Origin of the sequence: Streptomyces griseomycini (assembly GCF_014203535.1) — a bacterium.
GTDB classification, from domain to species: Bacteria; Actinomycetota; Actinomycetes; order Streptomycetales; family Streptomycetaceae; genus Streptomyces; species Streptomyces griseomycini.
Genome location: NZ_JACHJI010000001.1, coordinates 935,977 through 962,016, shown reverse-complemented (window position 1 = coordinate 962,016; position 26,040 = coordinate 935,977). Strand labels below are relative to the sequence as shown.

The 26,040-nt window shown below is 73.0% G+C and carries 21 protein-coding genes and 1 tRNA gene; 12 read left to right on the top strand and 10 right to left on the bottom strand.

The genetic code is table 11. The annotated features are described in order from the left end of the window. Positions 1–10: 10 nt before the first annotated feature. The gene (locus FHS37_RS04350) at positions 11–3,334 is read right to left on the bottom strand and encodes a S8 family serine peptidase (RefSeq protein WP_184817654.1); all 3,324 of its coding nucleotides are present in this window, start codon (positions 3,332–3,334) and stop codon (positions 11–13) included. Between the two features lie 238 nt (positions 3,335–3,572). Continuing rightward, positions 3,573–4,121, bottom strand: coding sequence for a CGNR zinc finger domain-containing protein (locus FHS37_RS04345; RefSeq protein WP_184817653.1), 549 nt, complete (start codon positions 4,119–4,121; stop codon positions 3,573–3,575). 127 nt (positions 4,122–4,248) lie between these two features. On the opposite strand from FHS37_RS04345, the gene FHS37_RS04340 reads away from it, so the two are divergent. From FHS37_RS04340 to FHS37_RS04320, 5 genes are all read left to right on the top strand, one after another. Continuing rightward, positions 4,249–4,692: a VOC family protein gene (locus tag FHS37_RS04340; RefSeq protein ID WP_184817652.1), complete on the top strand. Its 444-nt coding sequence runs from the start codon at positions 4,249–4,251 to the stop codon at positions 4,690–4,692. 2 nt (positions 4,693–4,694) lie between these two features. Continuing rightward, positions 4,695–5,594: a pyridoxamine 5'-phosphate oxidase family protein gene (locus tag FHS37_RS04335; RefSeq protein ID WP_184817651.1), complete on the top strand. Its 900-nt coding sequence runs from the start codon at positions 4,695–4,697 to the stop codon at positions 5,592–5,594. A gap of 9 nt (positions 5,595–5,603) precedes the next feature. Then, entirely contained in the window at positions 5,604–6,062 is a 459-nt protein-coding gene (locus FHS37_RS04330; protein ID WP_184817650.1) for an NUDIX hydrolase, read from the top strand. A 229-nt stretch (positions 6,063–6,291) separates the two neighbouring features. Then, on the top strand, positions 6,292–8,052 hold the full coding sequence (locus tag FHS37_RS04325; RefSeq protein WP_184817649.1) for a TIGR03767 family metallophosphoesterase: 1,761 nt from the start codon (positions 6,292–6,294) through the stop codon (positions 8,050–8,052). A 93-nt stretch (positions 8,053–8,145) separates the two neighbouring features. Further along, positions 8,146–9,315 (top strand): serine hydrolase domain-containing protein, encoded by a 1,170-nt coding sequence (locus FHS37_RS04320; RefSeq protein WP_184817648.1) that lies wholly within the window; start codon positions 8,146–8,148, stop codon positions 9,313–9,315. A gap of 89 nt (positions 9,316–9,404) precedes the next feature. Here FHS37_RS04320 and FHS37_RS04315 read toward each other — a convergent pair whose 3' ends face one another. Continuing rightward, the gene (locus tag FHS37_RS04315) at positions 9,405–10,493 is read right to left on the bottom strand and encodes a hypothetical protein (protein ID WP_184817647.1); all 1,089 of its coding nucleotides are present in this window, start codon (positions 10,491–10,493) and stop codon (positions 9,405–9,407) included. 270 nt (positions 10,494–10,763) lie between these two features. Next, on the bottom strand, positions 10,764–13,340 hold the full coding sequence (pepN, locus tag FHS37_RS04310; protein WP_184817646.1) for an aminopeptidase N: 2,577 nt from the start codon (positions 13,338–13,340) through the stop codon (positions 10,764–10,766). Between the two features lie 138 nt (positions 13,341–13,478). On the opposite strand from pepN, the gene FHS37_RS04305 reads away from it, so the two are divergent. Then, positions 13,479–14,126 carry a mycothiol-dependent nitroreductase Rv2466c family protein gene (locus FHS37_RS04305; RefSeq protein WP_184817645.1) on the top strand — a complete coding sequence of 216 codons (648 nt, stop codon included), beginning with the start codon at positions 13,479–13,481 and terminating at the stop codon, positions 14,124–14,126. A gap of 6 nt (positions 14,127–14,132) precedes the next feature. On the opposite strand, the gene FHS37_RS04300 is transcribed toward FHS37_RS04305, so the two are convergent. Both FHS37_RS04300 and FHS37_RS04295 read right to left on the bottom strand, forming a co-directional pair. Further along, entirely contained in the window at positions 14,133–14,351 is a 219-nt protein-coding gene (locus FHS37_RS04300) for a hypothetical protein (RefSeq protein WP_184817724.1), read from the bottom strand. 407 nt (positions 14,352–14,758) lie between these two features. Further along, on the bottom strand, positions 14,759–16,138 hold the full coding sequence (locus FHS37_RS04295; RefSeq protein ID WP_184817644.1) for an amino acid permease: 1,380 nt from the start codon (positions 16,136–16,138) through the stop codon (positions 14,759–14,761). A gap of 376 nt (positions 16,139–16,514) precedes the next feature. Here FHS37_RS04295 and FHS37_RS04290 point away from each other — a divergent pair, with 376 nt between their 5' ends. Next, positions 16,515–17,096, top strand: a complete 582-nt coding sequence (locus tag FHS37_RS04290) for a biotin transporter BioY (RefSeq protein WP_184817643.1) — start codon at positions 16,515–16,517, stop codon at positions 17,094–17,096. Between the two features lie 73 nt (positions 17,097–17,169). Here the strand turns inward: FHS37_RS04290 and FHS37_RS04285 are convergent, their stop codons facing one another. Then, positions 17,170–18,645 carry an amino acid permease gene (locus FHS37_RS04285; RefSeq protein ID WP_184817642.1) on the bottom strand — a complete coding sequence of 492 codons (1,476 nt, stop codon included), beginning with the start codon at positions 18,643–18,645 and terminating at the stop codon, positions 17,170–17,172. Positions 18,646–18,904: 259 nt separating this feature from the next. Here FHS37_RS04285 and FHS37_RS04280 point away from each other — a divergent pair, with 259 nt between their 5' ends. Together FHS37_RS04280 and FHS37_RS04275 are read left to right on the top strand one after the other, a co-directional pair. Continuing rightward, positions 18,905–19,390 (top strand): ribose-5-phosphate isomerase, encoded by a 486-nt coding sequence (locus FHS37_RS04280; RefSeq protein WP_184817641.1) that lies wholly within the window; start codon positions 18,905–18,907, stop codon positions 19,388–19,390. A gap of 46 nt (positions 19,391–19,436) precedes the next feature. Beyond that, the gene (locus FHS37_RS04275) at positions 19,437–20,264 is read left to right on the top strand and encodes an Fpg/Nei family DNA glycosylase (protein WP_184817640.1); all 828 of its coding nucleotides are present in this window, start codon (positions 19,437–19,439) and stop codon (positions 20,262–20,264) included. 49 nt (positions 20,265–20,313) lie between these two features. Here the strand turns inward: FHS37_RS04275 and FHS37_RS04270 are convergent, their stop codons facing one another. Then, positions 20,314–21,567, bottom strand: coding sequence for a GNAT family N-acetyltransferase (locus tag FHS37_RS04270; RefSeq protein WP_229889806.1), 1,254 nt, complete (start codon positions 21,565–21,567; stop codon positions 20,314–20,316). 215 nt (positions 21,568–21,782) lie between these two features. On the opposite strand from FHS37_RS04270, the gene FHS37_RS04265 reads away from it, so the two are divergent. Together FHS37_RS04265 and FHS37_RS04260 are read left to right on the top strand one after the other, a co-directional pair. After that, a complete protein-coding gene (locus FHS37_RS04265; RefSeq protein WP_184817638.1) occupies positions 21,783–22,961 on the top strand; it encodes a PP2C family protein-serine/threonine phosphatase in 1,179 nt (392 codons plus the stop codon). Between the two features lie 38 nt (positions 22,962–22,999). Further along, the gene (locus tag FHS37_RS04260) at positions 23,000–23,482 is read left to right on the top strand and encodes an HD domain-containing protein (RefSeq protein ID WP_184817637.1); all 483 of its coding nucleotides are present in this window, start codon (positions 23,000–23,002) and stop codon (positions 23,480–23,482) included. A gap of 30 nt (positions 23,483–23,512) precedes the next feature. Here the strand turns inward: FHS37_RS04260 and FHS37_RS04255 are convergent, their stop codons facing one another. Beyond that, positions 23,513–24,700: an acyltransferase family protein gene (locus FHS37_RS04255; RefSeq protein ID WP_184817636.1), complete on the bottom strand. Its 1,188-nt coding sequence runs from the start codon at positions 24,698–24,700 to the stop codon at positions 23,513–23,515. A 623-nt stretch (positions 24,701–25,323) separates the two neighbouring features. Here FHS37_RS04255 and FHS37_RS04250 point away from each other — a divergent pair. Continuing rightward, positions 25,324–25,518: a hypothetical protein gene (locus FHS37_RS04250; RefSeq protein WP_184817635.1), complete on the top strand. Its 195-nt coding sequence runs from the start codon at positions 25,324–25,326 to the stop codon at positions 25,516–25,518. A gap of 445 nt (positions 25,519–25,963) precedes the next feature. On the opposite strand, the gene FHS37_RS04245 is transcribed toward FHS37_RS04250, so the two are convergent. Then, a tRNA-Gly gene (locus FHS37_RS04245) sits at positions 25,964–26,034 on the bottom strand. Positions 26,035–26,040 lie beyond the last annotated feature (6 nt).

Below are 26,040 nucleotides of genomic sequence, written 5' to 3'. Positions count from 1 at the left end.
TGCCGCTCCCTTACGGAACGACCGTCCCGATCGCCACGCTGCCGACGCCCGCGACCGTGCCGCGCGCGTTGACCAGCTGGACCCGGCCGAAGAACGCACGGCCCTCGGGAGCCGCCGCGGCGGCGGTGACCTGGCCGGAGACGGTGGCCGAGTCGCCCGTGCCGAGCTTCACCGGCGCGGAGCCGTCGACGGTGACCTCACCGAGCGAGGCGGAGAAGAACACGTCCCGGTAGTCGTAGTCGGTGGAGCCGGCCGGGACGGAGTAGCCCACGACCTCCACCGTGTACGTACCGGCGGCCGGCCCGGCGATGGACACCGACTCCTCCGAGTCGCCGTCGGCGGACTGGGCGACCTGGTTGCCGTCCTGGTCGTAGACCGTCAGGTCCAGGTCGGCGGAGGCGTCGGAGACGTTGCCGATGGCCACGTCGAGCGACTCGGCGCCCTCGGGCACCTCGACCGTGGTGGTGTGCGTCTCACCCGTCCTGATGGCCGGCCGGTCGGTCTTGGACGAGCCGAGCGGGCCGCCCACCAGCTTGCCGTCCAGGGCGGCGAACTCGTTCGTCACCTTCCAGGAGACGGCGGCCGGGGTGCCGACTTTCGCCTCGGGCACGGTCACGGTCTCCGGGTCGAAGGCCGCGCCGAGGACGGCGACGTCCAGCTCGTACGGGTTGTCGAGCAGCGGCGAGGTGCGGCGCGACTCGACCTCGATCTCCCAGACGCCCGGCTGCGGGTTCTCGTACGACCGCAGGTCGGGGCGGCAGGTGTTGGCCGGGTTGGTGTAGTTCGGGTAGCAGTTGATCGTCGACGTCGGGTCGGCCGGGACGCCGTACGGGTGGATGGCGACGAACCGGGTCTGGCTCTTGTCCTTCAGCCCGCTCAGCGCGATCTCCAGCGTCTTCGCGCCCTCGGGCACGGTGACGAAGTGGGAGGTGTGGCTGTTGCGCTGCACCGACCCCGAGGCGGAGAAGGTGTGCTTCAGCGGCGCGGAGACGACCACGGTGTTCAGGACCTGCTTGTCAACGCCCTCGGTGCGCGGGTCGTCGACCTCCAGGATCGCGCTCTTGATGCCGGCCGAGCCGGGCGCGGCCTGGACCTTGACGGTGACCGGCTCGTTCAGCGGCAGCCGGACGTCGTCGTCGCCGAGGATGCGGAAGGTGCGGCCGGCGTTGTTCTCGAGCTCGAGCTCGTGCCGGAGCGCGCGGTCGGGGCCGGACGTACGGGTGATGGTGATGTCGTACGTCTTCTTCTGGCCGGCCTTCAGGCCGCCCTCGCGGTCGTAGAGGCCGGTGCCGGAGCCCGGGGTCTTCAGGAACTGGTCGATCGCGGTGTCGACCGGCGCCTTCACCGTGTACGAGTGCGCGGTGGCGCCGTCGCGGATCTCGTCCCAGGCGTCCTCGACGTCGATGAGGCCGGCGCCCTCCTCGTAGGCCTGCACGCCGCTGATGTGCTCGGCGGTGGAGGTGAGGGCGGTGCGCAGCTTCGCGGGCGGGAGGTCGATGCCCTTCTGCTTCGCGGCCGACAGCAGCAGCGCGGCGGCACCGGCGGCCTGCGGGGAGGCCATCGAGGTGCCCTGGAGCATGCCGTAACCGGCCGGGAGGTCGTAGCCCGCCTCGGCGACCGGGGCGCCCGGCGACCAGGTCTGGATGGTGTTGATCGCGGCGCCGGGCGCGACCAGCGTCGGCGTGAAGCCGCCGTCCTCACGCGGACCGCGCGAGGAGAACGGCATCATGGCGTACTTCTTCTCCACCACGGAGCCGTAGTTGGCGGCCCAGGTCTCCTTGGAGACGGAGGCGCCGACCGAGATGACCTTGTCGGCGAGCGCCGGGTCGCCGATGGTGTTGGCACCGGGGCCGGAGTTGCCCGCGGAGATCACCAGCTGGACGCCGTAGGTGTCGATCAGGCGGGTGTAGAGCTCGGCGCGGGCGTTGTTGCCGTCGTTCAGCGCCGGCAGGCCGCCGATGGACATGTTGACGATGTCGACGCCGCGGTCGGCGACGAGGTCGATCATGCCCTCGGTGAGCGCGACGTTGGTGCAGCCGCCGGACCAGGTGCAGGCGCGGGACGAGACGAGCTTCGCGCCGGGGGCGGCACCGTCCATCCGGCCGCCGAACAGGCCGTTGGCGGCGGTGATGCCGGCGACGTGGGAGCCGTGCGAGCCCTCGATGACACCGATGTTGACGAAGTCGAGCTTCTTGCCGACCCAGTCGCCGCCGTAGGGGTCCATCGGGACGTCCTTGCGGATCTCCACGACGAACGGCTGGCGCTCGGCGACGTCGGTCTTCGGGTCGTCGGTGCCGAAGTACCCGACCTGGAAGCCGTCCTTGTACGGCTTCATCGGGGCGTCGTCGCCGAAGTCGAAGTTGTTGTTCAGGTCGACGCGGACCGTGCCGGCCGCGGCGTCGTAGAGCACGCCCCAGGAGTCGGTGGTGTCGCCGTCGCGGTTGGCGTCGCCGCCCGCGTCGCCGCCGGTGGTGTACGACTCCAGGAAGGTGCTGATCCGGTAGTCGCCCGCCGGGGCCTGCCAGGTCCTGCCGCTGTAGGTGAAGGTCGGCCCGGAGACGGAGGAGGACATCGGGCGCCAGGTCCGGTCGCCGTCCACGATCGGGTCGGTCGCCGTCACCCAGTCGACGATCTTGCGCTCGCCGGTGGTGGTCCTCTGCAGCGCCGGGTGGGCGAGGTCCACGCCCGAGTCGAGGATGCCGATGGTGACGCCGCGGCCGTCCGCCTTCGGGTTGTCCTCGACGAACTCCACGGCGCCGGTCTCGAAGGACGGGTTGTACGGGTTCTTCGCCGGGGTCCGCTCGTCGGGGCCCCGGTAGGTGTGCCCGCCGTGCCCCCGGTCCTTGCCCCCGGCCCGCTTCGCGGTGTCCGCGCTCGGCGTCGGGTCGTCCAGCGGGATCTCCTCGCGCAGGTCGATGCCGTGCACGGAGGAGAGCTTGGCGGCGGCGGCGATGGCCGAGTCCGCCTTGGCGGTGGGGACGGTGGCGCGGACGTAGCCGAGCTCGTCGTGCGTCCGGCCGACCGAACCGCCCTTGACCGCGTCCAGCTGCCCGGCGACCTGCTCGGTCTTCCCGGGCGCGGTGGCGATCATCATCGTGACGTGCTTGGCGCCGTCGGCCTTGGCCTCGGCGAGCAGGTCCGCGTCCTTCGCACCGAGCTTGTCGTGCGCGGACTTGATGTCCCCGTCGACGGGCGCGGCGGGCGGCGCGTCGACGGCGAGGGCCAGGGGTATCGGCCCGGCCGCGGAGAGCGCGGCGACGAGACCGGCGGCCACGGCGATGCGGGCCACGCGTCTCGTGCCCGATATCGGGTCGCGCTGGGGGGTGTGGGTCATCGGCATCCCTTGGAGGTAAGGAACGATCGCGGAGCGGCCGGAGCCGATCGACTCCGGTCGCGACGGTCCGGAACGTGATCCCGGACGATCGCCGAGCCTTACGCAAGGGACTGGCGTTTGGGGAGGGTTGACCGAATCGAAATGGATGTATGGGGAAAACCCCCGATGCGCTTTTGGGAGATGAGCTCCCGAAGGCGACAAGTCGCCCGGACCGTCCGGGGTGTCGCCGGCCCGGGCGTCAGCCCTCCTTCGTGCGCGCGTAGTGGCGCGACGCCTTCGCGCGGTTGCCGCAGACCGCCATGGAGCACCAGCGGCGGGTGCCGTTGCGCGAGGTGTCGAAGAAGTGCAGGACGCACGCCTCGTGGGCGCAGCGGCGGATCCGGTCGGGCGCGAGGGTGAGCAGCCGGAGGTAGTCGCGGGCGGCGAGCCAGGCCGGTCCCCAGGAGGCGTCGTCGAACTCGGGGCGCTCGCCCGGTCCGTCCGCCGTGAGCGTGGCCCGGATCCGGCCGTGCGCGAGCACGGCGTCGACGGCCTCCGCGCCCTCGCCCGCCGCTCCGTCCACGGCCTCCCGCAGCGCGTCCCGCGCCCGGAGGGTGTGCCGCAGGGTCGCCGCGTCGGCGGCGAAGCGGTCGTCCAGGCCGTTGGCGCCGAGCCACACCGCGAGCCCGTCGGTGCCGGTGAGCAGGTCCTGCGGGGCGCCCTCGTGGACCCACCGCGTGTTGAGCAGGTCGAGCGCGAGCGGCTCACCGGTGAGCGGGCGCGGGTCGCGGCGGTCCCGGTCGGACATGGGTTCTCCCTTCCGTGCTAACCGGTCAAGGGTACGTGACCGGTTGACGCGCTCCATGTCTAACCTCTAACGTCTATTTCAACGGTTAGCCCTGTGTCCCTCCGCAGGGCTCGACGAAGGGAAACCCATGCCCCTGCGCACCGGCCACGTCGGCCTGAACGTCACCGACCTCGACCGCTCGCTGGCCTTCTACCGCGACGTCCTGGGCTTCGCCCTGATCGGCGAGGGCAAGGAGGAGGGCAGGCGCTACGCCTTCCTCGGCCAGGACGGGAACCTCGTGCTGACGCTCTGGCAGCAGGCGGGGGAGCCGTACGACGGCGGACGCGCCGGACTGCACCACCTCGCCTTCGAGGCGGAATCGATCGAGCGGGTCAGGGAGTACGAGGCGGCCCTGCGCGCCCACGGCACCGACTTCGCCCACGACGGCGTGGTCGCCCACGCCGAGGGCGCGGCCTCCGGCGGCATCTTCTTCCACGACCCGGACGGGACGCGCCTGGAGATCTCGGCGCCGACCGGCGCGGCCGGCGCCCCCGCCCCCCACGCGTCCGCCCCGACCTGCGGTTTCTTCTAGCCGTGGAGACGATCACGGACGTGTACCACGCGGGATCGCGCGCCGTGCAGGACCGCGTGGGCGTCCGCGGGGCCGCCGACCACGTCGGCCGGTCCGTCGGGCGCGCCATCAAACCGGTCGCGGCGGCCTTCCTGGAACTCCAGCCGCTGCTGGTGGTGGGCGCCGCCGCCCCGGAGACCGGCAGGGTGTGGGCCTCGCCGCTCACCGGCACCCCCGGCTTCGTGCGCGCCACGGGCCCGCGACGGATGTCGGTCACCGGCGGACCGCACCCGGACGACCCGCTGGCGGCGGCACTCGCCACCGAGGGGACCGCCGTCGGCACCCTCGCCCTGGACCCGCGCACCCGCCGCCGCATGCGTCTGGGCGGCCGGCTCCACCCCACCCCCCACGGCTTCGCCGTCGAGGCGGACCGGGTGTTCGCCAACTGCCCCAAGTACCTGCAGAAACGGGACTCCTACGAGACGGTCGCCGGCCGTGAACCGGGCGAGACCCGCCGCACCCGCCGGCTCACGGCCCCCCAGCGGGCGTTCGTGGAGGCGGCCGACACCTTCTTCGTCGCCACCGTCCACGGGACCGGCGCCGACGCCAGTCACCGGGGCGGCAACCCCGGCTTCGTCCGGACCACGTCACCGACCGAACTGACCTGGCGCGACTACCCGGGCAACGCCATGTTCCTCACCCTCGGCAACCTGGCCGCGGACCCCCGGGCGGGCCTGCTCCTCCTGGACTGGACGACGGGAGCGGCCCTCCGGCTCACCGGCGAGGCCCGCACGGAGTTCACCCCCGACGGGGAGCGCCGGGTCCGCTTCACCGTCGCGGAGGTCCTGGACACCCCGGGCGCCGTGCCGCTGCGCTGGTCCGCCCCCGCGTATTCGCCTGCCAATCCGTCACCACCGGGTTAACGTCCCCGGATGCGACGGAAGCTGAGGGTGGCGGCCTACGCCGTGGTGGTGCGTGACGGACAGCTCCTGCTCGCCCGGTCACCGGGTCCCGGAGGCGTCCCCGAGTGGGTGCTGCCGGGCGGCGGCACGGAGCACGGCGAGGACCCCTACGACACCGTCCGGCGGGAGGTGGAGGAGGAGACCGGTTACCGCATCGAGGTCACCGGACTGCTCGGCGTGAACTCCACCCGCCGCACCTTCCCCGCCCGCCTCGGACGCGCCGTCGACCACCACGGCGTACGGCTGGTCTACGAGGGCCGGATCACCGGCGGCGAACTGCGCAACGAGGTCGGCGGCTCCACCGACCTGGCCGCCTGGCAGCCCCTGGACGCCGTCCCGGGGCTGGTCCGGGTCCGCATGGTCGACATCGCACTGCGCCTGTGGCGGGAGCGGCCCGCGGTGGGGCGGGTGGAACCCGCGGAAGGCTAGCCCGGCCTCCGTGGGGTGAACACGGCGTGACCGCTTCCGGGCCGGTTCGGGAGCGGTCGTCGACGCCTTCGGCGGTCCGAGATCCACGTACGGCGATCGGCGCTGCGCGTTGCCGTCCCGTTCACACGCGGGTCATTCCCGGTGCCGAGCATCCAGTACGAGCGGAGCGTCCGGCCGACGGGCGCCCCGCGACCACTGCCGACGCGTTCGCACACGGGGGGACACGCGCATGTCGCGCCTACGCTCAGTCGCCGGCTCCACCGGACTCCACCGCCGTTCCCTCCTCGCCGCCACCGGAGCGGTGGCCCTCTCCGCCGGCGCCGGCTACGCCCTGCGGCCCGGTGACGGCCGGGCCGCCGCCGCGGACCCCGCCGCCGGGGACGGCCGGGCCGTGCTCGCCTCCTCGCGGCAGGCGCCGGCCGCCCCGCTCGTCCCCTACACCCGCGGCACCACCCTCGCCGGCACGGCGGCCCCGCGCGGGGCCGCGGGCTACCGCCGGCTCGGCGACGGCCCGGGCTGGGGCCGGGTGGTGCGCGGTGAGCTCGCCGAGCCCCGCTCCGGCCGGGCCGGCCGCCGCACCCCGCTCACCGCGTTCGTCCAGCTCACCGACCTGCACCTGATCGACGCCCAGCACCCGCTGCGGCTGGAGTACCTCCGCTCGGCCGACGTGCACGCCTGGCGGCCCCAGGAGGCGCTCACCGTCCAGGGCGCGGTCGCCCTGGTGGAGCGGGTCAACGCGCTGCGCGGCGCCCCCGCCACCGGCTCACCGCTGCACTTCGCGATGACCACCGGCGACAACACCGACAACAACACCCGCTCCGAGCTGGAGTGGTTCCTGACGGTGATGAGCGGCGGCCGCGTCACCCCCAACACGGGTGACCCGCGCCACTACGAGGGCGTCCAGAACAGCGGCCTGCGGCAGTACTGGCACCCGGACGACGCCGTCCGCGACGCCGACAAGCGGCTCGGTTTCCCGCACCTGGACGGCTTCCTCGCGGCGGCCGTCCGCGAGGTGAACAGCCCCGGCCTCGACCTCCCCTGGTACTCCACCGTCGGCAACCACGACACGATGCCGCTCGGCTGCTACGCCTCCCACGGCGACCCCCGCCTCACCGACCTGGCGGTGGGCGGACGGAAGCTGATGGACGTACCGGCGGCCGAGGCGCGCAGACTCCAGCGGGCCATCAGGAAGGCCACCGACCCCAGGGGCGTGCGGTACGGCGAGTTCCTGGCGGCCCACGCCCGCGCCGCGCGCCCCGTCACCCCCGACGACCGGCGCGCCCCCTTCACCCCCGACGAGTACCTCCGGGCCCACCTCGACCCGGCGCACCGGGGCCCCGGCCCGGTCGGCCACGGCTACACCGCCGCCAACCTCGACGCGGGCACCCAGTACTACGCCTTCCGCATCACCGACGACGTCGTCGGCGTCAGCCTCGACACCACCGACCCGGGCGGCCACTACGCGGGCTCCCTCGGCACCGCCCAACTGCGCTGGCTGGAGCGCACCCTGCGGACCCACGAGGACTCCTACGCGATCGTCTTCAGTCACCACACCAGCACGTCGATGACCAACACCCACCGCGACCCGGCCCGCCCCGACGAACGGCGCCACGGCGGCGAGGAGGTCGCCGCCCTCCTCGGCCGCCACCGCAACGTGGTGGCCTGGGTCAACGGCCACATCCACCGCAACGCCGTCACCCCGCACACCGGACCCGGCGGCTCCTTCTGGGAGATCTCCACCGCCTCCCACGTCGACTTCCCGCAGCTCGCCCGGGTCGTCGAGCTGGTGGACAACAAGGACGGCACGCTCTCCCTGTTCACCACCCTCGTCGAGTCCGCCGCCCCGTCCCGCACCGACTTCACCGACCTCTCCCAGACCGGCCTCGCCGCCCTCTACCGCGAGCTCTCCCTCAACGCCCCGGGCGCCCGCACGGACCTGGCCGGCGCCCCGGCGGACCGCAACACGGAGCTGCTGCTCGAGAAGGGCTGAAACCGGATCAACCACCGCGGCCGGCGGCAACCCCGCCGGCCCCTCCGCGGTCCCTCCCCGCGACCACGCCCGATGAGCAGGGGAGACACGAACATGCGGATGCGGACGACGGCGGTGGCGGCGGTGGCGGTGGCCCTCTCGGCGGTCCTGGCGGCCCCCGCCGTGGCGGCACCCGGGGGATCCGGAGCCGGAACGGGGGACGTCACCGGCGCCGACACCGGCGACCACCGGGCGGCCCACCGGGCGATGCGGGCCGCGGTCGCCGCCGGCGTGCCCGGTGTGACGGCGACGGCGAAGGACCGGCGGGGCACCTGGGCGGCGACCGCCGGGGTGGGCGACCTCCGCACGGAGCGGAAGCGTTCCCCGCACGACCGCTACCGGATCGGCAGCATCACCAAGACCTTCGTGGCGACGGTGCTGCTGCAGCTGGAGGCCGAGGGGAAGCTGTCCCTGGACGACACCGTCGACACCTGGCTGCCCGGCCTGGTGACCGGCAACGGCCACGACGGCACCCGGATCACCCTCAGGCAACTGCTGAACCACACCAGCGGCGTCTTCAACTACACGGCGGACGAGGACTTCGGCCGCACGTACTTCCTGAAGGACGGCTTCTTCGAGCACCGCTACGACACCCTGGCCCCGGAGGACCTGGTGCGGGTCGCCCTGGCCCACGAGCCGGACTTCGAGCCCGGCACCGACTGGAACTACTCCAACACCAACTACGTCCTGGCCGGCATGGTGATCGAGAAGGCCACCGGCCGCCCCTACGGCGAGGAGGTCCGCCGGCGCATCGTCGACCCCCTGCACCTGACCGCCACCTCGGTCCCCGGCACCCGTGCCGCCGTGCCCGGCCCCAGCAGCCGCGCCTACTCCAAGCTGACGCAGGACGGGGCCGGCCCCACGTACGACGTCACGCGCCTCAACCCGTCCCTCGCCCACTCGGCGGGCGAGATGATCTCCGACTCCAAGGACCTCAACCGCTTCTACCGCGCCCTGCTGACGGGCCGGCTGCTCCCCCGGGAGCAGCTGAACGCGATGACCACCACGGTGCCCGTGGGCTCCGGCCAGGGCTACGGCCTGGGCCTGATGAAGTCCGAGCTGAGCTGCGGCGTGACCGTCTGGGGCCACGGCGGCGGCATCCACGGCTCGCTGTCCGAGGCCGTCACGACGGAGAACGGCCGGCACTCCCTGGCGTTCAACTTCAACGGTGACTGGGCGGGGGACACCGGGGCGGTGATCGAGGCGGAGTTCTGCGGCGACTGACGCCCGCACCCCGCGCACACGCGGAGGGACCGCCGGGCCGTGGCTCCCGGCGGTCCCTCCGCCCCCTCCCGGCGCGCCGCGGTGCCGCACTACCGGGGCAGCACCACGACGTACGCCGCCGGATCGCGGTCGGCCGAGGCCATCAGGGCCGTGCGGACCACCGCCGCCTGTTGCTCCATCGCGTCCCGGAGTCCCCGCGGGCCGAGGCGGACGACCGTGATGCCGAGGCGTTCCAGGTGCTCGCGCTTGCGGGAGTACTCCGACCCCTGGGCGTCGTCGTCGGGCCGCCCGCCCGGGCGCGGCGCCCGGGTGTCCAGTTCCAGCGCCACCGCGTGCTCCGGCCAGTACGCGTCCAGGCCGCCGAGGTGGGGGCCGCCCGGCAGGCGCAGGTCGACGTTCCACACCGGGTCCGGCAGGCCGTGCTCGCGCACCATCCGGTACAGCCGGGACTCCGCCATCGCCCGGCCCTCGGCCAGCAGCGAGTCCACCGCGTCCACCACGTGCGGCCGGTTCAGCAGCCGCGCCCGGGTCAGCTCCCGCACCACCGCGGTCGGTTCGCAGTGGCCGCCCCGCACCGCCTCCGTCAGCAGCCGGCGCACGGTGTCCGCGTCCTTCAGGCCCGCCACCGCGTCGGCCAGCGCGCGCGGGACCGGCGCCACGGGGACGGGGGAACCCCCTGCTCGGACGGAGTCGAGGGCCTGGGGGACCGCGACCCGCACCGGCACGGGCAGGTCGGGGGTGCGCACGATGCGGGCGCAGCCCGTCGAGCGCAGCCGGCGCAGGCGCGGGACCAGGACGTCGAAGGCGTCCAGCGACGGCAGCGGGGGAGCGGAGGAGAAGCCGTGCAGGGTCAGCGCGGCCAGCCCGGTGATCATCGCCTCCCCGTAGGAGGGCGCGGGCGGCTCGTCCGCGCCGGGCTGGACGGGGACGCCCGCGGTCCGCTCCCGCGCCGTGTACATCAGCACCGCGTGCAGCCGCTCCTCGCTGGTCGGCGGGCCGGGGTGGAGCAGGACGACCCCGGGCAGGAGCTGCTGCCAGGGGCCGCCGGGGCGGCACTGCTCGCTGGTCTCCGCGGCCGACACGCCGTGCGCGCGGAGCTGTGCGGTGGTCAGCACGCGGCGGCCGCCGTCGGCGAGGTGGTGCAGGGGGCGGGGGGAGAGCGGGGTGTTGTGGTTCATGTCCGGCAACTTCCCGCCTCCGGCGCCTCTCCGAACCCCTGTTACACATCCGTCGACAAACAAGGACAAGACAGCACTAAAGGACGTGTGTTCGGGTACCGAAAACCCCTGGCCCGTTCGGATGAGGACCAGGGGTCACGGCCGTCGTGCCCGCGTTCCGTAACGGTTGCGGACGACCCCGTCACGGGGAGCGGAGCCGCGCCCGCGGCGGGGGAGGACCCGGGGCCGCCCCCGTGACGGGAGGGCGGCCCGGGACGGGCCGCGAGCCGGTCAGCCCGCCGCCGCGTCGCACGCCTGTCCGCGCAGGGCCCGCGCCAGGTCGTCCCGGGCCTCCAGGACCAGCCGGCGCAGCGCCGGGGCCGCGTCCTCGTGGGCCGTGAGCCACGCGTCCGTCGCGTCCAGCGTCGCCTGCGAGTCCTGCAGCGCGGGGAACAGGCCCCGCACCACGTCCATGCCGATCTGGATCGACCGCTCGGTCCACACCCGCTCGATCGCCGCGAAGTACTTCTCCGCGTACGGCGCGACCAGCTCCCGCTGCGAGGCCTGGGCGAAGCCCGCGATCGTCGCCTCCACCAGCGCGTTGGACAACGCGTCCGACTCCACGACCTGCGCCCAGCACCGCGCCTTGACCTCCGCCGACGGGCGGGCGGCCAGACAGCGGACCTGGTGCCGCCTGCCGGAGGCGGTGTCGTCCCGGACCAGCTCCTCGGCCAGCGCCTTCTCGTCCGCGACCCCGTGCGCGGCCAGCGGCTCCAGGAACGCCCAGCGCAGCTCCTGGTCGACGTCGAGCCCCTCGACCGCCGCCGTGCCGGACAGCAGGTCCTGGAGCAGCTGGAGGTCGCCCGGAGCGGAGGCCACCCGGGCGAAGAAGCGCGCCCACGCCAGTTGCTGCTCGCTGCCCGGCTCGGCCCCCTCCAGCTCGCGCCGGGCACCCTCGGCGAGCAGGGCCCCGCCGGTCTCCCGCCAGGCGGGCGCCGCGTAGTGCACCAGCGCCGAATCGGCCCAGGCGTGCAGCATCTGGAGCACGCCGATGTCGGACTCGCGTCCGGCGAACCGCAGCACCAGGTCCACGAAGTCCCGCGCGGGCAACAGCGCGTCGCGGGTCGTGTTCCACAGCGCCGACCAGCACAGGGCGCGGGCGAGCGGGTCGGTCAGCGCGCCCAGGTGCTCGCGCAGCGTGGCCAGCGAGGTCTCGTCGAAGCGGGTCTTGCAGTACGTCAGGTCGTCGTCGTTGACCAGCACCAGCTCCGGCGCGTCCGCGCCCGCCAGCTCCGTCACGACCGTACGTGCCCCCTCGACGTCCGTCTCGGCCCGCGCGTACCGCTCCAGCGCGCCGGTGTCCGTGCGCCGGTACAGGCCCACCGCCACCCGGTGCGGGCGCAGCTCGGGGTGCGACTCGGCGGCCTCCTGCACCACCGCCAGCTCGTCGATCCGGCCGTCGGCGGCCAGCAGCACCTGCGGGGTGAGGGAGTTGACGCCCGCCGTCTGCAGCCAGGAACGCGCCCATGCGCCCATGTCCCGGCCGCTGGTCTCCTCCAGCACCGACAGCAGGTCACCGAGGCGGGTGTTGCCGTACGCGTGGCGCTTGAAGTAGCGCCGGGCGCCCTCCAGGAACGCGTCCTGGCCGACGTACGCCACCAGCTGCTTGAGCACCGAGGCGCCCTTGGCGTAGGTGATGCCGTCGAAGTTCAGCTTGGCGTCCTGCAGGTCGCGGATGTCCGCGGTGACCGGGTGCGTGGAGGGCAGCTGGTCCGCGCGGTAGGCCCAGGCCTTGCGGCGGTTGGCGAAGGTGATCCAGCCGTCGGTGAAGCGGGTCGCGCCGACCAGCGAGAAGGCGCCCATGAAGTCGGCGAAGGACTCCTTGAGCCACAGGTCGTCCCACCACTCCATGGTGACCAGGTCGCCGAACCACATGTGCGCCATCTCGTGCAGGATCACGTTGGCGCGGCCCTCGTAGGACGCCCGCGTCACCTTGCCCCGGAAGATGAACTCCTCGCGGAAGGTCACCAGCCCCGGGTTCTCCATCGCGCCCAGGTTGTACTCGGGCACGAACGCCTGGTCGTACTTCCCGAAGGGGTACGGGTAGTCGACGTGGTCGTGGAAGAAGTCCAGGCCCTGCTTGGTCACCAGGAACACGTCGTCGGCGTCGAAGTGCGGGGCGAGTCCCTTGCGGCACATCGCGCCGAGCGGGATCTCGAGGCGGGTGCCGTCCTCGAGGACCCGCTCGTAGGTGTCCGTCACGTAGTGGTACGGGCCCGCCACCACACACGTGATGTACGTCGAGATCGGCTTGGTCTCCGCGAACCGCCAGACGCCGTCGGTGAGTTCACCCGCGCCGTTGCTCCACACCGTCCAGCCCTCGGGCGCCCGCACCTCGAAGCGGAACGGGGCCTTGAGGTCGGGCTGCTCGAAATTGGCGAAGACCCGACGGGAGTCGGCCGGCTCGTACTGGGTGTACAGGTACACCTCGCCGTCCTCGGGGTCGACGAAGCGGTGCATGCCCTCGCCGGTGCGGGAGTAGGCGCACCGGGCGTCGACGACGAGTTCGTTGTCGGCGGCGAGGTCCTCCAGCAGGATCCGGGTGCCGTCGAAGACCTCACCGGGGTCGAGGTCCCGCCCGTTGAGGGACACGGCCGTCACGCTCGGCGCGATCAGGTCCGCGAAGCTGCTCGCCCCCGGCTCGGCGCAGCGGAACCGGACCGTGGTGACGGAGCGGAAGGTGCGGGGACCGTCACCGTGGTCCTCGCCGACCGCCGAACGCAGGTCGAGGGACACCTCGTACCCGTCGACGGACAGCAGGGCGGCCCGCTCCCGGGCCTCGTCGCGGGTCAGATTCTCACCGGGCACGGGCGGCACTCCTCAGGCGTCGTCGACAGGGAAGATCAGGACCGATCCTGCCATGCGCCCCTGACGCGGGGCAGCCGGGAATGACCGGAAGGAGGCGCGGCGTTCCCACGGAGAAACCCTTCCGTCACGAGGAGCGACATGTCGGACAAGTCTCCCGCCACGCCCGTCGACTTCTGGTTCGACCCGCTGTGCCCCTGGGCCTGGATGACCTCCCGCTGGATGCTGGAGGTGGAGAAGGTGCGGGACGTCGAGGTCCGCTGGCACGTGATGAGCCTCGCCGTCCTCAACGAGGACAAGCTCGACGAGCTCCCCGAGGAGTACCGCGAGATGCTCGAGACCAAGGCCTGGGGGCCGGTCCGGGTGGTCATCGCGGCCCGGCAGGAGCACGGCGCCGAGGTGCTCGGCGACCTGTACACCGCGCTCGGCACCCGCATCCACAACCGGGGCGAGGGCCCGGAGAAGGAGACCGTCGCCGCCGCGCTGAAGGACGTCGGCCTGCCCGAGTCCCTCATGGACCACTGGGACTCCACCCCGTACGAGGCCGAGCTGCGCGCCTCCCACAAGGAGGGCATCGACAAGGTCGGCCAGGACGTCGGCACCCCGGTCATCGCGGTCCCCGGCGCCGACGGCGGGCAGATCGCCTTCTTCGGCCCGGTCGTCACCCCCGCCCCCAAGGGCGAGGAGGCCGCCCGCCTGTGGGACGGCACCCTCGCGGTGGCCTCCGTCCCCGGCTTCTACGAGATCAAGCGCACGCGGACGAAGGGACCGGACTTCAGCAACCTGTGACGGGCGTCACCGGAACGACTCCGGCAGGCTGAAGCCCTTGGCCTGGTGCCAGCGGGGCTGGACCCACAGGCACCGCCCCTCGGGGGTCCGGTTCTCGCACCGCCACCAGCCGTGGCCGTCCCGCACCTCGAGCTCTTCGTTGATGTGCGCCGCCTCCGCCTGGTTCACCTTGCCGAAGGGGTGCAGCCTGTCGTCGCAGTTGGGGCAGTGGATGTAGTCGGACATACGGGCCTCCCGCGCCGGCCGTCGGACCTCTTTGCGAAGTTTGCCGGAACGGGGAGCGCAGGGGGGTGGCGGCGCGCTCGGCAGTCCGGAACCGGTCCTGCCGGGCGGTCCGTTCCGCCTCGGGCCGCGCCTCGTGCGGAGCGCCCCCGCGGGGTACGTCCTCGCGGGGGCGCTCCTTCCTTCCGCCTGCCGGGTGGACGGTGAGAAGGCGATCACGAGGCAGGGCGCTTCACGGGGCGAGGCGCGGCCCGGGACGGAACGGGGTGTCCTCGCGCCGAGGGCCGAACCCCTTGTTGCAACTATCTTGCAACTGCACGCTAGCAGCAAGAGCGGACGCGCGCAGGTCCGGAACGCGCGAAATGGCCCCCGCGCGTCCACACGGGGGCCGTCGCCGCAGGGGGAAGGGGTCAGTTCCGGGCGCGCGTCCGCTGCCAGGCGTACCCCACCGCCGCCAGGGCCAGCGTCATCCCGCCCGTCGAGTACAGCTGCACGCGCGTGTCCGGCTCCCGGGCCATCAGGACGAAGACCGCCGCCATGCCGGCCAGCGCCACCCACGTCAGCCACGGGAACGCCCACATCCGCACGACCAGCTTCTCGGGCGCCTCGCGCTCCAGCCGGCGGCGCAGCCGCAGCTGGGAGACGGCGATGAAGATCCAGACGACCAGGATCACCGCGCCGATCATGTTCAGCAGCCAGGAGAAGACGTCGTCGGGCCGCCAGTAGCTCAGCAGCACGCACAGGAAGCCGAAGACGGAGGAGGCCAGCACGGCGGTCCGCGGCACCCCGCCCGACACCCGGCCGAGGGCCTTCGGTCCTTGACCCCGCTCCACCAGCGAGTAGCCGATGCGCGAGGCGCCGTAGATGTTGGCGTTCATCGCGGACAGCAGCGCCACCAGCACCACGACGTTCATGAGCTGGCCGGCGCCCGGGATGCCGAGGCGGTCCAGGGCGGCGACGTAGGGGCCGTCCTCGACCACCGCCGGGGAGTCCCACGGCACCAGGGTGACGATGACCGCCATCGAGCCGATGTAGAACAGCGCGATCCGCCACATCGCCGTGCGGACCGCGCTCGCCACGCCCTTGACCGGGTCCTCCGACTCGGCCGCCGCGATGGTCACCGTCTCCAGGCCGCCGTACGCGAAGACGGACGCGAGCAGGCCGATCACCAGGCCCTCGCCGCCGTTGGGGAGGAAGTCGGTGAGGTGGGAGGCGCCCGGGGAGTCCGTGCCCGGCAGCACCCCGGCGACGGCCAGCACGCCGAGCGCCAGGAACAGCGTGATCGCGCCGACCTTCAGGGCCGCGAACCAGAACTCGAACTCGCCGAAGTTCTTCACCGCCGCGAGGTTGGTCCCGCAGAACACCACCATGAACAGCGCCACCCACGCCCACTCGGGCGTGCCCGGCAGCCAGCCGGTGACGATCTTCGCGGCGCCGATGGCCTCCAGCCCGACCGCCGTGCACAGCAGCACCCAGAACGACCAGCCGGCGGTGAAGCCCGCCCAGGGGCCGATCGCCCGCTCGGCGTGCGCCGAGAAGGACCCCGACGAGGGGTGCGCGGCCGACATCTCGCCCAGCATCCGCATCACCAGCATCACCAGGAGGCCGGAGAGGGTGTAGGCGAGGACGATCGAGGGTCCGGCGGCGGCGATCCCCGCGCCGGACCCGACGAACAGGCCGGCGCCGATGACCCCGCCGAGGGCGATCATCGACAGGTGACGCTGCTTCAGGCCGTGCGAGAGGGAGGTGTCGTCCGCCGCGGGGGGCGTCTCGACGGTGGTGCTGGGCATGCGCGGCTCGTTCACTGTGTGGGGGCCAAAACGTGCCCAGTCTGGGCGGCCCGCCCGCCCCCGAGAAGAGGCTGCCCGATATGCGGACACGCGCCGTGCGGAGGGTGACGATCCGGTTACCCGGCGGCCGTCCGGGATGCAGGGCGGACGGGTGTGATTGGCGGGATCCCACAGTGGCCCTTCCGGCGGCTCCTGTAGGCGACACCACTTCACCTCAGTGACCGGTGTCACGCCGCACCGGTGGTCGGCGCACTTCTTTGTCCGGAGCCCACCAAGTCCGCGTTCGGCCCTTTGTCGAGCGCTGACGGTGATCAGCACGAGGGCGCCGGTATAGCGTCGCCGTGTCCCCGACTGTCCTCACCCTCGCGGAGTCCCCATGAGCACCGCTGCCGCCCCCTCCACCCGCACCGGCCTGGTCCTCGCCGACCTGCTTCCGGCCTCCCGCGTCCGCGACGCCGCGCTCGTGCTCGGCGGCGCCGCCCTGACCGGCCTCGCCGCACAGATCGCCGTGCCCGTCCCGGGCTCGCCGGTGCCGGTGACCGGCCAGACCTTCGCCGCGCTGCTCGTCGGCACCGCCCTCGGCGCGGGCCGCGGGCTCGCCTCCCTCGCGGTGTACGCGCTGGCGGGCCTCGCCGGGGTGCCGTGGTTCGCGAACGGCTCCCACGGGATCGCCCCGTCCTTCGGCTACATCCTCGGCATGCTGCTGGCCGCCGCCGTCGTGGGCGCCCTGGCCCGCCGCGGCACCGACCGCTCCGCCTGGCGGACGGCGGGCACCATGGTGCTCGGCTCGGCGGTCATCTACGCCGTCGGCGTGCCCTACCTGGCCCTGTCCACCGGCATGTCCGCCTCCGCCGCGGTCGCGGCCGGCCTCACCCCCTTCCTCGTCGGCGACGCCCTGAAGGCGGCCCTGGCGATGGGCGTGCTGCCGACCGCCTGGAAGTTCGTCGGCAGGCGGTGACGTCCGGTCCCGCGCGGCAAGGGGCTCGGCGGGCGCCGTACGGCGCCCGCCGAGCCCCTTGCCGTTCCGCGTCCTACGCCTTCTCGGCCCCACCGCGCCCCGCCAGGCGCTGCTTCACGAAGGCGATGGCGAGCACGACCGCGGCGACCAGCAGCGACAGCAGCACCGTGGTCCGCCCGTTGTGCTCGGTGTCGGTCAGCATGTAGCCGAGCACGAACACGATCAGCGCCGCGCTGGCCCAGGTCAGATACGGGTAGAGCCACATCCGCACGACCAGCTTCTCCGGCGCCTCGGCCTGGATGATCCGCCGCATGCGCAGCTGCGAGAAGCAGATCACCAGCCAGACGAACAGCGCGACCGCGCCGGAGGAGTTGACCAGGAAGAGGAAGACCGAGTCCGGGTACTTGTAGTTGAAGAAGACGGCGACGAAACCGAAGACGACCGACGCGATGATCGCGGTCCGCGGCACGCCCCGGTCGGTGGTCCGGGCGAACGCCTTCGGCGCGTCCCCGCGCTGACCGAGCGAGAAGGCCATGCGGGAGGCCGTGTACAGCCCGGAGTTGAGGCAGGACAGCACGGACGTCAGCACGATGAAGTTCATGATCTGACCGGCGTGCGCGATGCCGAGGGAGTCCAGGGCGGCGACGTAGGAGCCGTCCTCGGCGATCGCCTTGCTGTCCCACGGCAGCAGGCAGACGACGACGAAGATCGACCCGAGGTAGAAGACGCCGATGCGCCAGATGATGCTGTTGGTCGCCTTGGTGACGGCCCGCTGCGGGTCCTCCGACTCGCCGGCGGCCAGGGTCGCGATCTCGCTGCCCATGAAGGAGAAGACGACGAGCAGGATGCCGGTGAGGATGGCACCGGCGCCGTTGGGCAGGAAGCCGCCGTGTTCGGTGAGGTTGGCGAGCCCGGCCTGGTCGGTGTCGGCGCCGGGCAGCAGGCCGAAGACGGCCAGCCCGCCGACGACGATGAACGCGGCGATGGCGACGACCTTGATCCCGGCGAACCAGAACTCGAACTCGCCGTAGGACCCGACGGACGCGAGGTTGGTGGCGGTCAGCACCACCATCACGATGAGCGCCCAGCCCCACTGGGGAACGGCCGGTATCCACCCCTCGAGGATCGCGGCACCGGCGGTCGCCTCCACCGCCAGCACCACGACCCAGAAGAACCAGTAGAGCCAGCCGATGGAGAAACCGGCCCAGGGGCCGAGCGCGCGGTCGGCGTGCGCGGAGAAGGAGCCGGAGGTCGGGTTGGCCGCCGACATCTCACCGAGCATGCGCATCACCAGCACCACGAGCGTGCCGACGAGGGCGTAGGAGAGGAGGATGCCGGGACCGGCGGCCGCGATGCCCGAGCTGGAGCCGACGAACAGGCCGGCGCCGATGACACCGCCGATGGCGATCATCGACAGGTGACGGTTCTTGAGTCCGGCCTGCAGGCCGGACCCGTGCCCTCCGGGAGCACCGGCACCGCCGGAGGGCGTGGTTCCTGTGGGGTCTCCGGGGCTGTCGCCGGTCGTCCTGAGGGTCGGCTGCGAAGTCATGGAGCGGTTTTCCTTTGCGCCGTGGGGGGCCGTTTTCCGGGTGAACCGAGGTGTGTGGGGGTGTGCGGCCGCACTCCGGCGCAGGCGCCTGATGCGACCGGTTTTCGGATCGGTCCAGTGAATCCGAGGCGAATGAATTCGGGAACCTTCGAATCCGTATTGTTACTTGAGGTTTTCCTGAGGTTCTGTAATCCTCGTCACGGTTTCCGTCACGACACCCCGCGCACCTGCCCGGGAACCCGCGTGTCACACTCGGACCATGCGCGTGTACCTCGGTTCCGACCATGCCGGCTACGAACTCAAGAACCACCTCGTCGAGTGGCTCAAGGGCGCGGGCCACGAGCCCGTCGACTGCGGGCCCCACGTCTACGACGCCCAGGACGACTACCCGCCCTTCTGCCTCCGCGCCGCCGAGCGGACCGCCGCCGACCCCGACGCCCTCGGCATCGTGATCGGCGGTTCCGGCAACGGCGAGCAGATCGCCGCGAACAAGGTGAAGGGCGTGCGGGCGGCCCTGGCGTGGAGCGAGGAGACGGCGGCTCTGGGCCGCCAGCACAACAACGCCAACGTGGTCGCGGTGGGTGCGCGCATGCACACGCAGGACGAGGCGACCAAGTTCGTGGAGACCTTCCTGGACACCCCGTTCTCGGGTGACGAGCGCCACATCCGCCGCATCGACATGCTCACCGCCTACGAGACCACCGGCGACCTCCCCCCGATCCCGCCCCACCACCCCCAGCAGTAGCCCCCGGAGCGGAGGAAGAGAGCGAGCGAGGAGGGGGGACCGACCCGTGCCCGAAGGACACACCGTTCACCGGCTGGCCGAGGACTGCGCCGCCGCCTTCGCGCACCGCGCCCCCCTCCGCGTCACCAGTCCCCAGGGCAAGTTCGCCGACGCCGCCGCCCTCCTCGACCGCACGCCCCTGCACACCACCGAGGCCCACGGCAAGCACCTCTTCCTCGGTTTCCGCGACCCGGCCCCCGAGCACACCGAGTGGGTCCACATCCACCTCGGCCTCTTCGGCAAGGTCACCTTCGGCCCGGCCCCCGCGCCGCCGCCCACGGACACCGTCCGCCTCCGCCTCGCCGACGGCACCTCGTACGTCGATCTGCGCGGCCCCACCACCTGCGCCCTGATCACGGACGCCGAGAAGCGGGCGATACACGACCGCCTCGGCCCCGACCCCCTGCGCCCGGACGCGGACCCGGCCCCCGCCTACCGCAGGATCAGCCGCAGCCGTACGACGATCGCCGCCCTCCTCATGGACCAGAAGGTCATCGCCGGCGTGGGGAACGTCTACCGGGCCGAGGTCCTCTTCCGGCACCGGATCGACCCGTACCGCGCGGGCCGGGACATCACCCCGGCCGAGTGGGAGGCGATCTGGACCGACCTGGTCGGGCTCATGCGCGAGGGTGTCCGCAACAACCGCATCGACACCGTCCGCCCGGAGCACACCCCGGAGGCGATGGGCCGCCCGCCGCGCGTCGACGACCACGGCGGCGAGGTGTACGTCTACCGCAGGGCCCACCTGCCCTGCCACATCTGTGGCGGCGAGATCCGCACCGCCGGTCTCGCCGCCCGCAACCTCTTCTGGTGCCCCACCTGCCAGAAGGCCTGAGCCCGGGACGCCGGGGCCGGGACGCCCGGGTCAGGTCACCGCCCGGCGCTCAGAACCCGTGCGGCAGCCAGGGCGCCGCACCGTCGCTGCCGAACGCCAGGGCCGCCTCCGCCAGCGCCCCCTCCCGCACCTCGCGCACCCGGCCGGCCGCGGCCAGCGCCCCCAGGCCCACCCCGCCGAGATACGCGGCGCCCAGCTCCCGTACGGACAGGGCGAGGTCCGCAGCGTCCCCGGTGCGCTCGCAGGACGCCCCCTTCGCGTCCCCGCTCAGCCGCCAACGCCCCGCGTTCCAGGGGCAGAAGGCGTCCTCCACCTCGAACACCACGTCCACCGGCGCCTGGTACGTCCGCGCCGCGAGCGCCGCCCCGACGTCGACCAGCCGTACGTACAGCGCGTCCCGCAGGGACGGCCGGCACCGCCGGATGTCCGACACCAGGTGCTGCCAGCCCTCGTCGACCGGCCGCCCCCGCGCCACCAGCGTCGACGTCAGGTCGATGTCGAACAGGAACCTCCACAGCGCCGCGTCCGCCGCCGGGTCCAGCGCGTCCAGGGCGCTCAGGACCACCGTGCCGTCGGCCCCGGCCGGTCCCCAGCCCGGCTTCACGCGGAACCGCGCGTACCCGACCGTCTCGCCGTCCCGCTCGGCGACGACGCACTGCAGCGGCGACGCCCCGTCCCGCTCGCTCTCCGGGTCGAGCAGCCCCAGCCGCTCCCAGCCGGGCCGGCGCGCGAGCATCCCCGGCCGCCGCGGCACCAGCCGGCCGTAGACCGCCTCGCAGGCGTCGAGCACGTCGGCCGGCGCCGCGTACCGCAGCCGTACGTCGTCGGTGCCGGGCGGGACCGACAGCCGCACCCGGCTCGTGTCGATCTCGGCGTTCAGCTGGAACGAGGCCGCCCCGTACCCGAACCGGCCGTAGATCGCCGGCTCGGACGCCGTGAGCACCGCCAGCGGCTCGCCCCAGGACCGCACGTCGTCCAACTGCCGCCGCATCATCGACGTCAGCACCCCGCGCCGCCGGTGCGTGGCGGCCACGCCGACCCCGGTGACACCCGCGGCGGGCACGGACGCGCCCCCGGGCACGGTCAGCCGGAACGAGAACGCGCCCGCCGTCCCCACGCACGCGTCACCCTCCCAGGCGGCCAGGAAGCGGCCGTGCTCGGACAGCGCGTTCCACAGCTCCCGCTCCTCGGCGGCCTCCTGGACCCCGCCGAAGGCACGGAGCAGCGTGTCGTACCACTTGTCCCACTCGTCCGGTTCCAGTTTCCGGAGCGCGGTCCCGAAGTCCGTTGAGCCGTCGGTCACATCGCTCTCCCTGCTCGTCCCGCTTGTCCCGGTCGCGTGCTCGTTCGCCATGAACCCATGCCTACCAGGGCATTGCGGGACGGGCGAAGGAATTTTCTCCCGGGCGGCCCCACGACGGCGTCCGGTGAAGTTCACTGTGAAGTCGGTCCCCGGACGGGGGACAACCAGGACCTCCCGTGCCAAGCGGCCGGTCCGATGGATAGGGTCCCGAACTGATGGCAGCAGGACGAGGGCGGCGCGCGGAAGCCGAGACGTTCACGGCCCGGTTGAAGAAGCAGTGGCACCGGGCCCGCGTCGGCGTGCGTCGGGCCGCCGTCGACTACTTCCGCGGGGACGGCTCGGACTGGGTCGCGCTCGCCGGACTGCTCCTGACCGTTCCGCTGATCGCGGCCGGGACGCTCGCCGACTCCGTGTGGTGCGCGCCGTCCGCGCTGGTCGTCCCGATCGTCGCGGGCGGCCTGCTGCTGCGCCCGGCGAGCCTGCTCGGCCTGTACGCGGCCGCGGCGACCGCGCTGATCGTGGAGTCCGTGCAGCTCGGCCCCTACACCGAGGGCGCGGCCCGGGTCACGCCGGGCGTGGTCCTCACCGTCGCGGCCTGCGGGTTCTTCGGGCTGCTCGTCGCCCAGTTCCGCAGCCGGGTGGGCGTGCCCTGGCGGCGCGGCGGCACCATGCTGTTCGACCTGCGCGAACGCATCCGGGTGCAGAGCAAGCTGCCCAAGCTGCCGGACGGCTGGCACCGGGAGATGGCCCTGCGTCCGGCGGGCGGGCAGTCGTTCTCGGGCGACTTCGTGGTCGCGGCCCGGACGAACGGCGGGCGCACCCTGGAGGTCGTGCTGACGGACGTGTCCGGCAAGGGCATGGACGCCGGTTCGCGCGCCCTGCTGCTGTCGGGCGCCTTCGGCGGCCTGCTCGGCAGCCTGCCCCCGCACGGCTTCCTGCCGGCCGCCAACGGCTACCTGCTCCGCCAGGACTGGGAGGAGGGCTTCGCCACCTCCATCCACCTGGTCCTCGACCTCGACTCCGGCGACTACGAGCTGTACTCCGCGGGCCACCCGCCGGGCCTCCAGCTCAGCGCGGGCACCGGCCGCTGGGAGGAGAAGGCGGCCGACGGCCCGCTGCTGGGCGTGTACGACGGCGCCCAGTTCGACCCGGTGAAGGGCACGCTGCGCCCCGGGGACGTGCTGATGCTGTTCACGGACGGCCTGGTGGAGACCTCCGACCGGGACATCGTCGAGGGCATCGACCGGCTCACCGGCGAGGCCGACCGCTATGTCGCCGGCGGCTTCCACGGAGCCGCCTGGCACCTCATCGAGGCGGTGGCCAAGGACGTCAACGACGACCGCGCCCTGCTGCTGATCTGCCGCGAGGGCCCCACGGCGGCCGCGTCCCGCTGACCGCGGCCGGCCCCCCGCCCGCGGGCCACAATGGGCGGGTGACCGAGACACCGCGCACCCCGCTGACCCCGGCCGAGGTCGAGGCCGTCGCCCGCGCCGCGCACGCCGGCCAGACCGACAAGGCGGGCCGGCCGTACGCCGAGCACCTGCACGCCGTCGCCGAGGGCGTACGGCGGCGCGGCGGGGACGAGGAGCAGATCGCGGCCGCCTGGCTGCACGACGCCGTCGAGGACGACAGGCTGTCCGAGCAGTGGCTCGAGGGGGCCGCGCTGACCCGGCGCACCAAGGACATCGTCCTCGCGGTCACCAGACGGCCCGGGGAGCCGCCCGAGGCGTACGCGGGCCGCGTCCTCGCCACCCCCGGCGCGCTGCTGGTGAAGGAGGCGGACCTGGCGCACAACGCCGACCCGGTGCGTCTCGCCGTACTGGACGAGGCGACCCGCACACGACTGACCGAGAAGTACGCGCGGATGCGCGCACTCCTCGGTCTCGTGCCGGGGGGGCGGCGAGGCGCCCCGTGAGCCCCGGGGCCCGGCAGGGCCCGGCAAGGTCTAGGCGGACACCTTCTCGCGGGTCTCCCGCTTCTCCCGCCGCTCGCGTTCGCGGGCCAGTTCGGCGGCGTCCCGCTTGAACGCCCACTCCATCCTCGGCTCCATCACGCACCGGAAGACCCGCTGCACCGGCCCGGTGCACAGCAGCGTCACCATGGCGGCCGCGAGGACGCTCACGGCGATCTCACCGACCGGCCGGTGCAGCACGGAGTGCTCGAACCAGCCCTGGTAGTCGCCGGCCTTCACCACGAAGCCGTGCAGCAGGTAGCCGTAGAGCGTGCCCGCGCCGAGCGCGGTGAACCACGTGCGGCGGCCCGGCACCCAGGCGAAGAAGCAGGCGGTCAGCAGCAGCGAGCAGCCGAACATCGCGAGCACCATGACCGGACCGGCCCACCACGGCGCGCCCAGCTCCTGCGCGGCGTCGCGGTGGTAGAACCACGCGGTGTTCATCCGCGGCACCGCCCACCAGCCGACGGCCAGCGCCGCCGCGAACACCGGCACCGCCGCGATCCGCACCGAGCGGCGGCGCACCAGGTGGAAGTGCTCGGGCCTCACGCACAGGCCGAGCACGAAGTACGGCAGGAACTGCAGGACGCGCTGCAGGTCCAGGTCGTCACCGATCCCGGGGGTGGCGCTGGCCAGCATGGCGATGCCGAGCGCCAGCGGCAGCGGGTGCCGCACCGCCTTCCAGATCGGCGTGGTCAGCCGCCACACGAACAGCGCGGCCAGGAACCAGGTGAGGTACCAGGGGTCGAGGAGGCTGATCTCCTGGTGCGGATCGTCGTCGACGAGGCGCTTGAAGAGGGGATAGGCGGTCTCGAAGACGATGTACGGCACGGCGACGCCGGTGATCAGCCGCCGCAGCCGGTCGGGGCGCATGTCGAAACTGCGCGAGAAGAAGCCGGAGACGATGATGAAGGCCGGCATGTGGAACGCGTACACGACCGTGTACGCGGCTTCGAGGGTCCGGCTGTCGCCCTTGAGGGGCTCCCAGGCGTGACCGACGGCCACCAGCACGATCGCCAGGTACTTGGCGTTGTCGAAGAACGCGTCGCGCCGCTTGCCGGAGGGGGACGGCCGGTCGTCCTGCTGTGTCTTCGTGCGCGGGCTCGGCACTCCGGGCGCCGGTGACTGGGCCGGGGGGAGCGGCGTTCTGCGGTTGCCGTACGGTCGCAGCGAGTTCGTCACCGGCCCTCCCGGCGGGGAATCGGGGAGGGGATCGGTGAGCTCGCTGCGCTTGCGGGGGACGAGGCAGCGTGGAACATCTGAGGCACCCTAGCGTTCTCCGTGGCTATTCGTAAAACGCCCGACGTCTTTCCTGGTTATTCATCTCGGGTGCCCCGGATTCGGGAAAGTGCGCGGTGTCGCCGGCGTGACGGCCGGCACACCGTTCGGACAAGGGAACTGCGCCGTTCGCACCTCACTTGTCATGACTGTTCCGAACTGAACCATGCATGGGTCCGGCAGCGGACTCCGGTGGAATGTACCGGTTCACCCCCTTCGCTGGTCGTGTCCGCGCACTCGTCGGGACATCCGCGGGGGTCAATTCGAATTAGTGGCGAACGCGTTGTGTGGAGATGGAAACGATCTAGTCGAATTCCCGGTGCGGGTGGGCGCTCGAATTGCCGTGCGACATCGCACCGTTGGTCCGCGGGGCCGGGTGTGCGCGGGGAGTCCGGCCGCCGCCGACCGGACGTTGCGTCAGCCGCCGCATAGGGGAGCCCGGTTGGTGGCACGATGGTTCTGGCGGGGTGCGCGGGGTCGCGTCGCCCGGGCCGGGCAAGCGGAACCGACCGAGGGTGTGATCAGTTGTGGCCATTTCACTGTCCGTGGTGCTGCTGTTGGCGATCATCCTGGTGGTGCTGCTGAGAGGCGGGTCCATCAAGCCCGGGCCGGCGATCGTCGCGGTCCTCTTCGGCTTCTTCCTCGCCTCGACCGGCATGGCCGACGACATCCAGCGGTTCCTGAACTCGATAGCCGAGACGATCAACTCCATCCAGTTCTAGGCCCGCCCCCGCTCCCCGCCCGGCCCCCGCCCGCGTCCCCGGGCACCGGACGCGGCCGCTCCCCGTCCCCGGCGGCCGGGACGCCGTGTACCGGGGGACGTACGGGACGCTGCCGCCGGACCCGGACCCGGACCCGGACCCGGACCCGGACCAGGACCCGGACCCGGCGGAGGCGGATGGCCGCCGCGCCGGCGGGGCGCGCCCCGGCTCCGACGGCACGGGCGTGGTCCGCCCCGCCCGGCCTCCGGGCGCCCCCTGCGGGAACCCGCCTCCAGGTCGGACGGCCGGACGCGGAGGGGCGCGGGCCCTTCGCTCGGGCTGCTCCGGCGCGAATCGGGCTGCTCCGGCGCGAACGATCGCGGAGTGACGCGCGAGGGCCGAGGGCCCGCACAGCACTCGGGGCCGGCCGGAGGGAGGATCCTCCGGCCGGCCCCGGGCCGAGAAGAGCGGGCGACGGGAATCGAACCCGCGTAGCCAGTTTGGAAGACTGGGGCTCTACCATTGAGCTACGCCCGCACAGCA

Bases quoted from the DNA above. Each gene is read 5' to 3' on its own strand.
- FHS37_RS04350 (WP_184817654.1), bottom strand. From the start codon at position 3,334: ATGACCCACACCCCCCAGCGCGACCCGATATCGGGCACGAGACGCGTG.
- FHS37_RS04345 (WP_184817653.1), bottom strand. From the start codon at position 4,121: ATGTCCGACCGGGACCGCCGCGACCCGCGCCCGCTCACCGGTGAGCCG.
- FHS37_RS04340 (WP_184817652.1), top strand. From the start codon at position 4,249: ATGCCCCTGCGCACCGGCCACGTCGGCCTGAACGTCACCGACCTCGAC.
- FHS37_RS04330 (WP_184817650.1), top strand. From the start codon at position 5,604: ATGCGACGGAAGCTGAGGGTGGCGGCCTACGCCGTGGTGGTGCGTGAC.
- FHS37_RS04325 (WP_184817649.1), top strand. From the start codon at position 6,292: ATGTCGCGCCTACGCTCAGTCGCCGGCTCCACCGGACTCCACCGCCGT.
- FHS37_RS04320 (WP_184817648.1), top strand. From the start codon at position 8,146: ATGCGGATGCGGACGACGGCGGTGGCGGCGGTGGCGGTGGCCCTCTCG.
- FHS37_RS04315 (WP_184817647.1), bottom strand. From the start codon at position 10,493: ATGAACCACAACACCCCGCTCTCCCCCCGCCCCCTGCACCACCTCGCC.
- FHS37_RS04305 (WP_184817645.1), top strand. From the start codon at position 13,479: ATGTCGGACAAGTCTCCCGCCACGCCCGTCGACTTCTGGTTCGACCCG.
- FHS37_RS04300 (WP_184817724.1), bottom strand. From the start codon at position 14,351: ATGTCCGACTACATCCACTGCCCCAACTGCGACGACAGGCTGCACCCC.
- FHS37_RS04295 (WP_184817644.1), bottom strand. From the start codon at position 16,138: ATGCCCAGCACCACCGTCGAGACGCCCCCCGCGGCGGACGACACCTCC.
- FHS37_RS04290 (WP_184817643.1), top strand. From the start codon at position 16,515: ATGAGCACCGCTGCCGCCCCCTCCACCCGCACCGGCCTGGTCCTCGCC.
- FHS37_RS04285 (WP_184817642.1), bottom strand. From the start codon at position 18,645: ATGACTTCGCAGCCGACCCTCAGGACGACCGGCGACAGCCCCGGAGAC.
- FHS37_RS04280 (WP_184817641.1), top strand. From the start codon at position 18,905: ATGCGCGTGTACCTCGGTTCCGACCATGCCGGCTACGAACTCAAGAAC.
- FHS37_RS04265 (WP_184817638.1), top strand. From the start codon at position 21,783: ATGGCAGCAGGACGAGGGCGGCGCGCGGAAGCCGAGACGTTCACGGCC.